This window comes from Achromobacter sp. 2789STDY5608621 (genome assembly GCF_001299375.1).
GTDB lineage: Bacteria > Pseudomonadota > Gammaproteobacteria > Burkholderiales > Burkholderiaceae_B > Achromobacter > Achromobacter insuavis.
Map to the genome: position 1 here is coordinate 1 of NZ_CYTU01000082.1, position 13,599 is coordinate 13,599.

Annotated in this window: 14 protein-coding genes and 1 pseudogene; 5 read left to right on the forward strand and 10 right to left on the reverse strand. The window is 69.1% G+C overall.

Going from position 1 to position 13,599, the window contains the following annotated elements:
* Together carB and carA are read right to left on the reverse strand one after the other, a co-directional pair.
* Window positions 1-550 (reverse strand): annotated as a pseudogene (gene carB, locus AOZ53_RS32285) (carbamoyl phosphate synthase large subunit); the annotation flags it as partial.
* A gap of 10 nt (window positions 551-560) precedes the next feature.
* The gene (gene carA, locus AOZ53_RS32290) at window positions 561-1,715 is read right to left on the reverse strand and encodes a glutamine-hydrolyzing carbamoyl-phosphate synthase small subunit (protein WP_054490958.1); all 1,155 of its coding nucleotides are present in this window, start codon (window positions 1,713-1,715) and stop codon (window positions 561-563) included.
* 162 nt (window positions 1,716-1,877) lie between these two features.
* Here carA and tal point away from each other — a divergent pair, with 162 nt between their 5' ends.
* Complete coding sequence (tal, locus tag AOZ53_RS32295) at window positions 1,878-2,831, forward strand: transaldolase (RefSeq protein ID WP_054428431.1); 954 nt, start codon at window positions 1,878-1,880, stop codon at window positions 2,829-2,831.
* 38 nt (window positions 2,832-2,869) lie between these two features.
* On the opposite strand, the gene AOZ53_RS32300 is transcribed toward tal, so the two are convergent.
* Complete coding sequence (locus tag AOZ53_RS32300) at window positions 2,870-3,397, reverse strand: carboxymuconolactone decarboxylase family protein (RefSeq protein ID WP_054490960.1); 528 nt, start codon at window positions 3,395-3,397, stop codon at window positions 2,870-2,872.
* Between the two features lie 147 nt (window positions 3,398-3,544).
* Here AOZ53_RS32300 and AOZ53_RS32305 point away from each other — a divergent pair, with 147 nt between their 5' ends.
* Genes AOZ53_RS32305 through AOZ53_RS32320 form a run of 4 tightly spaced genes read left to right on the forward strand, consistent with a single transcriptional unit; the run spans window position 3,545 to window position 7,376 of the window.
* Window positions 3,545-5,737 (forward strand): ATP-binding protein, encoded by a 2,193-nt coding sequence (locus AOZ53_RS32305; RefSeq protein WP_054490962.1) that lies wholly within the window; start codon window positions 3,545-3,547, stop codon window positions 5,735-5,737.
* A 16-nt stretch (window positions 5,738-5,753) separates the two neighbouring features.
* Window positions 5,754-6,119, forward strand: a complete 366-nt coding sequence (locus tag AOZ53_RS32310) for a response regulator (protein ID WP_054428434.1) — start codon at window positions 5,754-5,756, stop codon at window positions 6,117-6,119.
* Window positions 6,120-6,129: 10 nt separating this feature from the next.
* Entirely contained in the window at window positions 6,130-6,792 is a 663-nt protein-coding gene (locus tag AOZ53_RS32315) for a hypothetical protein (protein WP_054428435.1), read from the forward strand.
* Window positions 6,789-7,376: a biliverdin-producing heme oxygenase gene (locus tag AOZ53_RS32320; RefSeq protein ID WP_054490964.1), complete on the forward strand. Its 588-nt coding sequence runs from the start codon at window positions 6,789-6,791 to the stop codon at window positions 7,374-7,376. The genes AOZ53_RS32315 and AOZ53_RS32320 overlap by 4 nt, the downstream gene beginning before the upstream one ends.
* Here AOZ53_RS32320 and AOZ53_RS32325 read toward each other — a convergent pair.
* The 7 genes from AOZ53_RS32325 to AOZ53_RS32355 all read right to left on the reverse strand — a co-directional run.
* Complete coding sequence (locus tag AOZ53_RS32325; RefSeq protein ID WP_006390706.1) at window positions 7,373-8,167, reverse strand: ABC transporter permease; 795 nt, start codon at window positions 8,165-8,167, stop codon at window positions 7,373-7,375. The two genes, AOZ53_RS32320 and AOZ53_RS32325, sit on opposite strands and share 4 nt — an antisense overlap.
* Window positions 8,168-8,219: 52 nt before the next feature.
* The gene (locus tag AOZ53_RS32330) at window positions 8,220-9,032 is read right to left on the reverse strand and encodes an ABC transporter ATP-binding protein (protein ID WP_054428437.1); all 813 of its coding nucleotides are present in this window, start codon (window positions 9,030-9,032) and stop codon (window positions 8,220-8,222) included.
* Window positions 9,025-10,065: an ABC transporter substrate-binding protein gene (locus AOZ53_RS32335; protein WP_035359350.1), complete on the reverse strand. Its 1,041-nt coding sequence runs from the start codon at window positions 10,063-10,065 to the stop codon at window positions 9,025-9,027. Before AOZ53_RS32335 ends, AOZ53_RS32330 begins: the two co-directional genes overlap by 8 nt.
* Window positions 10,046-11,335, reverse strand: coding sequence for a CaiB/BaiF CoA transferase family protein (locus tag AOZ53_RS32340; RefSeq protein ID WP_054428438.1), 1,290 nt, complete (start codon window positions 11,333-11,335; stop codon window positions 10,046-10,048). The genes AOZ53_RS32335 and AOZ53_RS32340 overlap by 20 nt, the downstream gene beginning before the upstream one ends.
* A 96-nt stretch (window positions 11,336-11,431) precedes the next feature.
* The gene (gene recR, locus AOZ53_RS32345) at window positions 11,432-12,040 is read right to left on the reverse strand and encodes a recombination mediator RecR (protein ID WP_006385499.1); all 609 of its coding nucleotides are present in this window, start codon (window positions 12,038-12,040) and stop codon (window positions 11,432-11,434) included.
* Between the two features lie 67 nt (window positions 12,041-12,107).
* The gene (locus AOZ53_RS32350; RefSeq protein ID WP_006390710.1) at window positions 12,108-12,434 is read right to left on the reverse strand and encodes a YbaB/EbfC family nucleoid-associated protein; all 327 of its coding nucleotides are present in this window, start codon (window positions 12,432-12,434) and stop codon (window positions 12,108-12,110) included.
* 44 nt (window positions 12,435-12,478) lie between these two features.
* Window positions 12,479-13,599 (reverse strand): DNA polymerase III subunit gamma/tau C-terminal domain-containing protein (locus AOZ53_RS32355; RefSeq protein ID WP_304439204.1); only part of this gene is annotated, 1,121 nt, incomplete at its 5' end.

Here is a 13,599-nt window from a genome sequence, read left to right on the forward strand (position 1 = left end):
AGCCACCCATGGTGAAGCTGGGGCGGATCACGGCGGGGAAGCCCGAGGTGCCGACTTCCGCGGCGATGCGGCGCTGCACTTCCCAGGCTTCGTCCATGCTGTGGGCGACGCCCGACTTGGCCGATTCCAGGCCGATGTCGGTCATGGCCTGCTTGAACTTCTGGCGGTCCTCGGCCTTTTCGATGGCGTGCTCGTTGGCGCCGATCAGTTCGACGTTGTGCTTCTTCAGCACGCCGTGGTGGGCCAGGTCGAGCGCGCAGTTCAGCGCGGTCTGGCCGCCCATGGTGGGCAGCAGCGCATCGGGCTTTTCACGCTCGATGATCTTTTCGACGGCTTGCCAGGTGATGGGCTCGATGTAGGTGACGTCGGCCGTTTCCGGGTCCGTCATGATCGTGGCGGGGTTGCTGTTCACCAGGATGGTGCGGTAACCCTCGGCCTTGAGCGCCTTGCACGCTTGCGCGCCGGAATAGTCGAATTCGCACGCCTGCCCGATGATGATGGGGCCGGCGCCGATGATGAGAATGCTTTTTAGGTCTGTACGCTTGGGCATGATGCAATCTTTACTTTTGGCCGGACATCAGGCTGATGAACTTGTCGAACAGCTCCAGGATGTCGTGCGGACCGGGGCTGGCTTCGGGGTGGCCCTGGAAGCAGAAGGCCGGACGGTCGGTGAGCTCGAAACCCTGCAGCGTGCCGTCGAACAGCGAGACGTGCGTGACGCGCGCGTTGGCCGGCAGGCTGGCCGCGTCGACCGCGAACCCGTGGTTCTGGCTGGTGATGAACACGCGCTTGGACGCCAGGTCCTGCACCGGGTGGTTGGCGCCGTGGTGGCCGGTCTTCATCTTGAGCGTCTTGCCGCCCACCGCCAGGCCCATGATCTGGTGGCCCAGGCAGATGCCGAACACCGGCAGCTTCTTGTCCAGGAACACGCGGGTGGCGTCGATGGCGTAGTCGCAGGGCTCGGGGTCGCCGGGGCCGTTGGACAGGAACACGCCGTCGGGATTGAGCTTGAGGACTTCCTCGGCGCTGGTCTGGGCCGGCACCAGCGTCAGGCGGCAGCCGCGATCGGCCAGCAGGCGCAGGATGTTGGACTTGATGCCGAAGTCGTAGGCGACGACATGGAACCTGGACTGGTCGGGCTGGGTGTAGCCTTCGCCCAGTTGCCAGGTGCCTTCGGTCCAGGTGGTGCTGTCCTTGATGGACACGACCTTGGCCAGGTCCTGGCCGGCCATGCCGGCAAAGCCGCGGGCCAGTTCGACGGCGCGGTCGGCATCCGAACCCACGAAGATGCAGGCGCCCTGGGCGCCCTTTTCACGCAGGATGCGGGTCAGCTTGCGGGTGTCGATGCCGGAAATGGCAACGATGCCCTGCTCGGACAGGTACTCGGGCAGCGATTGCGTGGAACGGAAGTTCGACACGCGGGCGGGACAGTCGCGCACCACCAGGCCGGCGGCGTAGACACGATTGGCTTCGACGTCCTCGGCGTTGACGCCGGTGTTGCCGATATGCGGATAGGTCAGCGTGACGATCTGGCCGCTATAGCTCGGATCGGTGAGAATTTCCTGGTACCCGGTCATCGCGGTGTTGAACACCACTTCGGCAACGGTATGCCCAGGCGCACCGATCGACACGCCTCGAAAAATGGTACCGTCCGCCAGAGTCAGAATTGCAGGAGGGAAGCGGTTGATCCCCTCGGGAAAGAGTTGCGGCAGCACAGTAAACCCCGGTTTTAGAATCGATAATCAAACCTTGGAATTATACCTTGAGTAGGCGTTTTCCCTGGAAAGCCGCGCCAAATAAGGCTGGCATCGAAGATTTCAACGGGTCGGTGATACGCTAAAGCACCTTCAACCCTGATGTTGCGAGCCGTATTGCCCATGTCCAGCCAACTTGACGCCCTGCGCAATCACACCACCGTTGTCGCCGACACGGGCGATTTCGAAGCGATGAAGGCGCTGCGTCCCACCGACGCCACCACCAACCCGTCCCTGATTCTCAAGGCCGTCCAGCAGGACGCCTACCGCCCCCTGCTCGAAAAGACCGCCCGCGACCACCGCGGCGCCCCCACCGCCGAACTGATGGACCGCCTGCTGGTGGCCTTCGGCCGCGCCATCCTGGACATCGTGCCGGGCCGGGTCTCGACCGAAGTCGACGCGCGCCTGTCGTTCGACACCCGCGCCACCATCGAGCGCGCCCGCGCCCTGATCGCCCTGTACCAGGCCGCCGGCGTGCCGCGCGAGCGCGTGCTGATCAAGATCGCCTCGACCTGGGAAGGCATCCAGGCCGCCCGCGCGCTGCAGGCCGAGGGCGTGCGCTGCAACCTGACGCTGCTGTTCTCGCTGCCGCAGGCGGTGGCCTGCGCCGACGCCCGCGTGCAATTGATCTCGCCCTTCGTCGGCCGCATCTACGACTGGCACAAGAAGGCCGCCGGCGCCAATTGGGTCGACGCCGACAACGCCGGCGCGCGCGATCCCGGCGTGCAGTCGGTGACCCGCATCTACCAGTACTACAAGCGTTTCGGCATCGCCACCGAGATCATGGGCGCGAGCTTTCGCAACGTCGGCCAGATCCTGGCGCTGTCGGGCTGCGACCTGCTGACCATCAGCCCCGAACTGCTGACCCAGCTGTCGCAGACCGAAGGCGACGCGCCGGCGCAGTTGCGCGCCGACGCCGTCGGCGGCGACATCGCCCGCATCGCCTCGGACGAAGTGGCGTTCCGCACCCAGCTCAACGACGACGCCATGGCCAGCGACAAGCTGGCCGAAGGCATCCGCGCGTTCGTGGCCGACGCCATCAAGCTGGACGCGCTGATCGAGGCGCAACGCGCCTGATCGCGCCGCCGCCCGGCCTTCGCGGCCGGGCGCCGCCCTCAGCGGTGGTCGTGCGAGTGCACCTGTAGCGCTTCCAGGAAGCGCGACACCATGTTGTAGGCGGCGACGGTGGCGGTCAGCTCGACGATCAGCTTGTCCGAACCCATGGCGGCGCGCGCCGCCTGGAACACCGCTTCCGGCACCTGCACCTGGCGCGTCATGGCGTCGGTGTAGGCCAGCACCGCGCGCTCGCGCTCGCTGAACAGGGTCGACGCTTGCCACTCGGGCAAGGCGTCCAGCTGGGCCTGTGACAGCCCCTCTTTCAGCGCGATCGGCGCGTGCTGGTCGGCCTCGTAGGGCGCGCCGTTGACCGCCGCCACCCGCATGATCACAAGTTCGCGAATATCGCCCGGCAAGGTGGACAGCTGGCGGATCGACGTCAGGTAGTTGAGCCAGCCGCCTGCCACCTCCGGGCTGTGCAGCAGCATCTGGTAGAGGTGCAGCACGCTGCCGCGCTCGGCGACGATACGGTCGACCAGGGGCCGCGCTTCGGGATGAGACAGATCGGCGTAGGGAAGACGCGCCATGAAAACTCCGTAGAGGGATTAGGGCCGGTTGGCGCCATCGATCCTAGGGCTTCCCAGCATCGAAAGGCCGAGGCGCAGCAAATGCACACATTCGCAAGAACTTTGACATAATGACAACACATTGCGCACCTCCAGGACAAGCCTAGAATGAATGCGCCGACCCAGTCCCACCCGCCCGTCACCCTCGCCAACTGCGATAGCGAACCGATCCACGTACCGGGCGCGATCCAGCCGCTGGGCGCGCTGCTCGCGTTCGACGCCGCGGGGGTGCTGCGCTACGCCAGCGAAAACGCGCCGCAGGTGCTGGGCATGCCGCTGGCACTGGGCTACCCCTGCGCACCGGCGGCGCTGCCGCCGGGCCTGGCGCACATCCTGCCGACCTGGCTCGCCGGCGCCGACCCCGTCTTCGACCCGCTCGCCATCGCCCTGGGCGAGCACACCTACGACGTCATCGCCCACCGCAACGCCGACGGCCTGACGCTGATCGAACTCGAGCGCCGCGGCGACGATCCCGGCATCGCCGACCCCGCGCGCATCTACCGCGGCATCGAGCGCATCCGCTCGCAGCGCGACATCGCCGGCCTGCTCGACCGCACGGTCCAGGAAGTGCAGCGCGCCACCGGCTTCGACCGCGTGATGGCCTACCGCTTCCACCCCGACGACAGCGGCGAGATCGTGGCCGAGCGGCGCGGCGCCCCGGCGCTGCAGGACTGGATCGGACGGCGCTATCCGGCCGGCGACATCCCGGCGCAGGCGCGCCGCCTGTACACCGTGAACACGCTGCGCCAGATCGCCGACGGCCAGTACCGGCCGGTGCGCGTGCTGGGCCAGGATGGCCACGACGGCGCGCCGCTGGACATGAGCTTTTCGGTGCTGCGCAGCGTATCGCCGATCCATCTCGAATACATGGCCAACATGGGGGTGCGCGCCTCGATGAGCCTGTCGCTGGTGATCGGCGGCCGGCTGTGGGGCATGATCGCCTGCCATCACCATTCCCCGCGCCTGATCCCCTATTCCGCCCGCCTGGCCTGCGAAGCGCTGGCGCAGGTGCTGTCGGCGGCGCTGGCCAACATCGAGGGCGGCGAACGCGCCGAGCAGGCGCGCCGCAGCGCCGCGCTGGTGAGCCGGCTGGCCGAGCGCGTATCCGCGTCCGAGAACGTGCACCAGGCCCTGTCGGGCGGCCCCGACACCCCCGCCTCGCTGCTTCCCAGCGACGCCGCGCTGTGCCTGTGGGGCAACAGCGTGACGGTGTTCGGCGGCATCGCGCCGCGCGGCGAGCTGGCGGGCATCCTGTGCGCGCTCGACCAGAGCGGCCAGCGGCTGGTCCACAGCGACAACATCGCGCGCGACTATCCCGGCCTGCAGACCGACCTGGTGCCCTACGCCGGGCTGCTGGCCTGCAAGTTCGACCCGATGAACAACGGCTGGCTGATCTGGCTGCGGCGCGAGCAGATCGAGACCGTGGTCTGGGGCGGCAAGCCGGAAAAGCACTATGCCGTGGGCACCCTCGGCCCGCGCCTGACGCCGCGCGGCTCGTTCGAGGCCTGGCGCGAAGTCACGCGCGACACCAGCGCGCCGTGGCTGCCGGCCGAGCTGGACGCGGCCGACAACCTGCGCGACGAACTCTCGCACATCGCCACCAGCCGCGCCGCCGACGTCGACCGCGCCCGCACCGCGCTGCTGGCCATGCTCGGCCACGACCTGCGCGACCCGTTGCAGTCGATCTCGATGGCCGCCACGCTGCTGTCCAAGACCGATTCCGGCGCCCGCATGGGCGAGCGCATCCGCTATTCGAGCGGGCGCATGCAGCGCCTGATCTCGCAGGTGCTGGACCTGTCGCGGCTGCAGGGCGGCATGGGCCTGGGCATCGAGAAGCGCGAATGCCAGCTGTCGGAACTGCTGACCGGCCTGATCGAGGAAAAGCGCCAGGCCTACCCGGGCCTGCGCATCGAGCCCGAGGTGGACCCCGGGCTGACGCTGATGGCCGACACCGACCGCATCGCCCAGGTGGTCACCAACCTGATGAGCAACGCGCGCCAGCATGGCGCGCCGCGCATGCCGATCCGCGTCGCCGCCGCGCGCGTGGGCGACACGATCGAACTGACCGTGACCAACCACGGCGCGCCGATTCCCGACGACGTCATGGCGCACCTGTTCTCGCCGTTCAAGCCGGAATCGCTGGGCCACTCGCGCAACCGCACCGGCCTGGGGCTGGGCCTGTATATTGCCAACCAGGTGGTGCGCGACCACGATGGCGACATCGCCGTCGCCTGCCACGATGGCCTGGTCATCTTCACCGTTACCCTGCCGCGCGGCCTGCCCGCGCCGCAAACACCCTGAATCCTGGAGACATCTTTTGAACGATGCGCGCGCGTTACGCGTCCTGCTGGTCGACGACAACGAAATGGGCTCGGAACTGCTGGCCGAATTCCTGGCCATGTCCGGTCTGGAAACGCGCTGCGCCGGCACCGGCGAGGACGCGCTGGCGCAGGCCGCCAGCTTCGACCCGCAGGCGGTGCTGGTGGACATCCTGCTGCCCGACATGGACGGCTACGAACTGGCGCGGCAACTGCGCCGGCGCAACGCCGCATCGCGCATCTACGCCCTGAGCGGGCTGGCGCGCCACGAACGGCATGAAGACGCCGCCAGCCTGTTCGACGGCTGGATCGAAAAACCCGCCGACCCCGACGCACTGCTGACCGTGCTGCGGCAGGCGGGCTGAGGCGGTCGCGATGCACGCCGCCGATCCCTCCCCGCACGCCCAGGCGCTGGCCGCGCAAGGCGTGCGCTTCCAGGTCCTGGCGCAGATCTTTCCGGTGCTGCGCCACGAGGCCCTGGCGCCGCTGTCCAACGCCACGCTGGCCACGGCCATGCTGCGCCAGGCGCCCGAAGGCGCCGAGGCCGACGCCCTGCGGCAGCGCACCCAGCGCCTGGCCAGCGACCTGCAACACATGCTCGAAGACAGCGTCGACGTCCTGCGCGGGCTCGATCAATGGCTTGTCGACAATGGCGCCTCGCTGCCGGCGGCGACCCTGCTGAAGGAATGCCGCAAGCTGCTGTTCTCGCAACTGATGTGGTCCAAGCGGCGCGTCCACTGGCCCGACGAACCGGCGCCGGTCGACCTGCCGGCCTTTGCCGCGCGCTACCTGGTGATGGCCTGGGTCCTGTGCCTGCTGCCGTGGCTGCCCGAGGACACCGAACTGACGCTGGACGCCTCCGATCCCGCCGTGTGGCACGCGCGCCTGCCCGCCCCGGCCGACGCCCCGGCCGCGCCGGCGCTGTTCGACCCTCGGGACATCGAAAACCTGGCGCTGGCCTCGGGCTGGCGCCTGGAACGACAACCCCAATGCTGGTCGCTGCACCTGCCTGCCGCGCCCGCCAAGGATCCCGCATGATTTCCCCTGTGCACCAGGTGCTGCGCGACGGCACCCGCGAACGCCACGAAACCCTCGACCAGGGACTGGCGCTGGCCGATGGCGACGTCAGCCCGGCCCGCTACCTGGCCTATCTGCGCGCCCTGCTGGGCTGGCTGGAGCCGGTCGAACGGCGGCTGTGGCAATTGGACTGGCCGGCCGGCCTGCAGGCCGCGGCCCGCGCCGGCAAGAGCGCCCTGATCCGCGCCGACCTGCGCGCCGCGGGCGATGCCGCCCCCGTGCCGGAATGCCCCGCCGCGCCCGCTCCCCAGGCCGCCGACGCCTACGCCCTGGGCGTGGCCTACGTGGTCGAGGGATCGCAGCTGGGCGGGCGTTTCCTGGCCAAGCGGCTGGAAGACGCCAAGCCGCCGTTGCCGCTCAGTTATCTGCGGGGATATGGCGACGACACCGGCGCGCTGTGGAAAGGTTTCCTGCTGCACCTGGACAGCGCCGCCAGCGGCCACGAAGCGCAGGCGCTGCAAGGCGCGCGCGATGCGTTCGACAGTCTCACCGTCTGGCTGCGGGCGCACGGCGCCATGATCACCCCGGCCGCCCGCGTTGCCTAGATCTTTTCGGTCTCGCCCGACTTGGGCTGCCACTTCATCAGGCGCTTCTCGCCGATCCCGACGATGTAGTCCAGCACCAGCGCGAATGCGGTCAGCACCACGATGCCCGCGAACACGGTATTGACGTCGAAGGTGCCCTCGGCCTGCAGGATCAGGTAGCCGACGCCGCTGGCCGAGCCCAGGTATTCACCCACCACCGCGCCGACGAAGGCCAGGCCCACCGAGGTGTGCAGACTGGAGAACACCCAACTGGTGGCCGACGGCAGATAGACGTGGCGCAGCAGCTGGCGGCGGCGCGCGCCCAGCATGCGGGCGTTGTCGAGCAGCGTCGGGCTGACCTCGCGCACGCCCTGGTAGACGTTGAAGAAGACGATGAAGAACACCAGCGTCACCGCCAGCGCCACCTTGGACCAGATGCCCAACCCGAACCACATGCCGAAGATCGGCGCCAGGATCACGCGCGGCATCGAGTTGGCCGCCTTGATGTAGGGATCGAGGATCGCGCTGGCGCGCGGCGACAAGCCCAGCCACAGGCCGAACCCCAGCCCGGCGATGGTGCCGATGAAGAAGGCCAGCACGGTTTCGGTCAGCGTGACCCACAGGTGGGTGTAGATGTCGGCGTTGGTGACGAACCAGGCCCAGATGCGGCCCCACACCTTGAGGGGCTCGCCGAAGAAGAACGCCACCTTGGAATCGCGCGAGGCGAAATGCCACACGCCCAGGATGACGACGAGCAGCAGCAACTGCCAGAAGCGCAGGCTGGCGGAACCCGGTTTGAACGACTTGGACATGGTCAGGGCCTGTTCGTTGGGAAGCGGGCGCGGCCTGGATCAGGCATGGGCCTCAGGCCCGCTTCTGTTGTTGGGCATAGCCCTTGAGCACTTCCTCGCGCAACACCGCCCAGATGGCCGCGTGCAATTCGACGAAACGCAGGTTGTTGCGCACTTCGGCCACGTCGCGCGGACGCGGCAGGTCGATGACGAACTCGCCGATGGGATGCGTGCCCGGCCCGGCCGACAGCACCACCACGCGGTCGCTCATGGCGATGGCTTCGTCCAGGTCATGGGTGATGAAGAGCACCGCCTTGCGCTTGGCCATCCACAGGTCCAGCACCTCGTTTTCCATCAGCTGGCGCGTCTGGATGTCGAGCGCCGAGAACGGCTCGTCCATCAGGATGATGTCGGGGTCGCGGATCAGCGTCTGCGCCAGCATGGCGCGCTTGCGCATGCCGCCCGACATCTGGTGCGGATAGCGGCTTTCGAAGCCGCCCAGGCCGACGCGGCGCATCCAGTCGCGGCCGCGCTCGAGCGCCTCGGCGCGCGGCACGCCGGCGAAATCCAGCCCGGCCACCACGTTGTCGAGGGCGCTGCGCCAGGGCAGGAGCGCCTCGCCCTGGAACATGTAGCCGGCGCGCGAATTGATGCCCGACAGCGGCTGGCCGAAGACCTTTACCTGGCCCGACGACGGCGCCAGCAGGCCGGCGCTGACGTTGAGCAGGGTGGACTTGCCGCAGCCCGTGGGGCCCACCACCGACACGAACTCGCCCGGCGCGATGGCCAGGCTGGTGTCGCTGACGGCGGTGTAGCGCTGCGAGCGGTCGTCGCGGGAGACAAAAGTGCAGCTGATGTTTTCCAGCGATAGCGCGGCGTCAGCCATTGGGGTACTTCTCGTTGGCGCGGCGGGCGAAATCGTTGGTCCAGACCTTGGACGGGTCGATCTTGGCGCCGTCGAAATCCGCTTGATACGCGGCCAGGGCCTTGAGCGCGGTGGCGGCGCCGTCCTCGGGGATCATGCCGTCGGGCGACAGGCCTTCGAGGCTCTTGCCGATGGCGGCCTTGTACACCGCCGGGTCGCCCAGCAGGTAGGTCTCCGGCACGACCTTGGCGATCTCGTCGGGGCCGGCCTTCTGGATCCACTTGTCGGCGCGCACCATGGCGTTGGTCAGCGCCTGCACGGTGTTGGGGTTGGCGTCGACGAACGCCTGCGGCGCATACAGGCAGCCGGCCGGCATGTTGCCGCCGAAGATGTCCTGGGTGTCCTTGAGCGTGCGGGTGTCGACGATGATCTGGATGTCGCCCGGCATTTCCAGCATCGACACCACGGGGTCGGTGTTGGAGATGGCGTCGATCTGGCCGCTGCGCAGCGCGGTCACCGCGCCGGCGCCGGCGCCCACGCCGATGATGGAGACGTCGGAAGCCTTCAGGCCGTGCTTGGCCAGGAAGAAGCTGACCACCATGTTGGTGGATGAGCCCGGCGCGGTCACGCCGATCTTCTTGCCCTTGAGGTCGGCCGGGCCCTTGTAGTTGGGCAGGTTCTTCTTGGAGACGCCCACGCCGATCATCGGCGCGCGGCCCTGCAGCACGAAGGCGCGGTAGGCCTGGCCCTTCGACTGCATGGCCAGCGTGTGTTCGAACGCGCCCGAGACCACGTCGGCGCTGCCGCCCACCACGGCCTGCAAGGCCTTGGAGCCGCCGGCGAAGTCGGCGATGGAGACATCCAGGCCCTCGTCCTTGAAATAACCGCGGGCCTCGGCGATGGACAGCGGCAGGTAATAGATCAGGGGCTTGCCGCCCACGGCGATCTGGACCTTGGTCTTCTCCAGCTTCTGGGCGCGCACGATGGCGGGGGCCATGCCCATGACGCCGGCGGCGCCGGCCATCTTGAGCAGATCACGACGAGTGACTGACATGTGTTGTCTCCTTGGGTGCGGGGATACCGATAGCGCCGGTCTGCGCCAGCTTGTCGATAGCCGCTGAATCATACCCCAGCGATTTCAGGACTTCCTCGGTATGTTCCCCTAATGACGGACCGATCCAGCGGGTCCCGCCCGGGGTTTCCGAGAGCTTGGGCACCACCGCCGGCAGCTTGACCGGCTGGCCGTTGGCGAAGTGATGCTGCTCGATCATGCGGCGCGCCAGGAACTGCGGGTCGGTGAACATGTCGGCCACGCTGTAGATCTTGCCGACCGGCACGTCGGCCGCCTTCAGGGTGTTGAGCGCCTCGTCGATGCCGCGGCCGTCGCACCATTGCTGGATGGCGCCGTCGATTTCCTCGACGCGGCGGGCGCGGCCGTCGTTGCGCACCAGGTCGGGGTCGGAAGCCAGGTCGTCGCGGCCGATGGCCAGCATCAGGCGGTGGAAGATCGCGTCGCCATTGCCGGCGATGACGATGTTCTGGCCGTCGCGCGTCGTGTAGGTGTTGGACGGCACGATGCCGGGCAGCGCGCCGCCGGTGCGCTCGCGCACCACGCCGGCCACGTCGTATTCCGGCACCAGGCTTTCCATCATGTTGAACACGGCCTCGTACAGCGCCACGTCGACCATCTGGCCCTGTCCCGCGCGGCAGGCCTCGCCGGTCTGGCCATTCCAGCGGCCGCCGGTGGCGTCGCGGTGGCGCAGCGCCATCATGGCGCCGATCACGCCATGCAGCGCGGCGATCGAATCGCCGATCGAGATGCCGACCCGCAGCGGCGGCCGGTCGGGATGGCCCGACACGTAGCGCAGGCCGCCCATGGATTCGCCGATGGCGCCGAAGCCGGGCTGATCCTTCATCGGGCCGGTCTGGCCGTAGCCGGACAGGCGCACCATGATCAGGGCGGGATTGATGGCGCGCAGCTGCTCGAAGCCCAGGCCCCACTTTTCCAGCACGCCGGGGCGGTAGTTCTCGACCACCACGTCGGCGTCCAGCGCCAGCTTGCGGGCGATCTCGCGGGCTTCGGGATGCTTCAGGTTGAGGGCGATGGATTGCTTGTTGCGGGCCTGCACGGTCCACCACAGCGAATTGCCTTCGTGCAGGTGGCGCCAGCTGCGGATGGGGTCGCCGCCGCCGGTCCCGTCGGGGCCGTGCGGGGTTTCGACCTTGATGACGTCGGCGCCGAATTCACCAAAGATGCGGGCGGCGAACGGGCCGGCGATGAGCGTGCCGAGTTCCAGGACCTTCAGGCCGGTCAGGGCTGACATGGCGGTTGTCTTCCTCTTGTGGATGCCGCGCCGCGCGGGCGGGCAGTTCTTCCAATGCCCGCCGGTACATTGCCGGCGGACTGTTGTGGAGGCGTATCAGGTGGTCTTGCGCTCCATCAGCGCCCAGGCGATGGTGCCGGCGTCGACGTATTCCAGCTCGCTGCCGGCCGGCACGCCGCGCGCCAGGCGCGTGACCCGCAGGCCGCGCTCGCCCAGGGCCTCGCCCAGGAAGTGCGCGGTGGTCTCGCCTTCGGCGGTGAAGTTGGTGGCCAGGATGACCTCCTGCACCACGCCATCGGTGGCGCGGCGGATGACGCGGTCGAAATCCAGCTCGCGCGGGCCGATGCCCTCGAGCGGCGCCACCCGTCCCATCAACACGTAGTACAGGCCGCGGTAGCCGTGGCTGGACTCGATCATGTTCTGGTCGGCCGGCGTTTCAACGATGCACAGCAGGGAAGGATCACGCTTGGGATTGGCGCAGGTGGCGCACACATCCTCTTCGGCGAAGCTGTTGCAACGCGAGCAGTGGCGCAGGTCGCGCACCGCCCCCGCCAACGCGCGTCCGAGCATGTCGGCGCCCTGGGGGTCGTGCTGCAACAGGTGATAGGCCATGCGCCGCGCGGAACGCACACCCACGCCGGGCAGGCGCCGCAGCGCCTCGATCAGCGAGACCAGCGGTTCGGGTTCGGGCAGTAAAGGATCCATGACACGACGGCAACTTGCGGACGGCAAAGGCCGCGCCGCCCGGGGCGGCGGCGGCCGGAACGTTCGATCAGAACGGCAGCTTCATGCCCGGGGGCAGCGGCATGCCGGCGGTGACGGACGCCATTTTTTCCTGCGAGGTGGCTTCGGCCTTGCGCAGCGCGTCGTTGAAGGCGGCGGCGACCAGGTCTTCCAGCATGTCCTTGTCGTCGGCCAGCAGCGACGGATCGATCTCGACGCGCTTGACGTCGTGGCGGCAGCTCATGGTGACCTTGACCAGACCGCCGCCGGAGGCGCCTTCGACCTGGATCTCGGCCAGCGCGTCCTGCGCCTTCTTCATGTTTTCCTGCATCTGCTGCGCCTGGCGCATCAGACCGGCCAATTGTCCTTTCATCATGATGGAGCTTCCTTGAACGAGGGAATGTGGGGATTGCCGGCGCGTTACGCGGCGGCGGAAGGAGGATCGACGTGGCGGATCGAACCCGCCACGACATGGGCGCCGAAGTCGGAGACCAGCGCCTGCACAAAGGGATCGACGGCGACCGCGTCCTCGGCGGCCTGCTGGCGCGCCGCGCGCTCGGCCTGGGCCACGGCGTGGGCCGTGGCTTCACCGACCGCGCCGACGTCCACGTCCAGCCGGATGCCCTGGCCGAAGTGTTCGCACAGCACCGTCTGCAGGCGCACGCGGCTTTCACTTTCGGCCAGCGTCTTGACCGCCACGCGCAGGATGATGGCATCGCCCTGCACGCCGGCCCATTCGCTCTGGCGCGCCAGCTCGGCGGCCAGGCCGGTGACCGGCAGGCGCGCGGCCAGCTCGGGCCAGGCGGCGGAGGTCATGTCGGTCAGGCGCGCGCGCGACTGGCGCTTGCGGGCCGGGGCCGGGCCTTCGCGCCGGGCGGGCGCCGCCGACGGCGCGGGCGCGGACGAGGGCGCGCTGGCCAGCGTTTCGAAATCGTCGTCGGGGTCCGACGTGAAACCGCCATCGGGCGCAAAGCCAGCTTCGGGCACGAAGCCGCCTTCGGCCTCGAACGGGATTTCCTCGTCGACCCAGGACGGCGGGCCGTCGTCATCCGCGGCCGGCGCGACCGCGGCGGCCGCGGGCGTCACGGCCAGCGGGGCCGACTTGGCGGATGCCGGGGCGGCAGGAGCGTCCGTGACCGGCGGCTGCGCGGCGGGCGCGGCCGCGACGGCGGGCGTGGCAACGGGCGATGCCGTGGCCGGCGCGCTCGTGGCGGCGGCATTCATGGGGGACGATGGCTGGGCGGCGGCCTCGACGGCGGCCTGCGCGGCACCCGCGGCGGCGGGCGCATCTTCCCAGGGCGGCACGCTGGCAGCGGCCGGCTGGGTGGGCGCGGCGACCGGTGCGGCAACAGGCGCTGCGACGGGCGGCGTGGTCACCGGCGCGGGCGCAACGGCAGCGAGCGCGGCGGCCGGAGCCGGCGCGACGTTCGCTTGCGGCACGCTCGCGGGCGCGGACGGCGCGGGTGCAACCGGTAGCGCCACCGGCGCGGCGGCGACCGGCGCCGCTTGCGGCGGCTGCGCGGCGGCCACGGCGGGGCCGG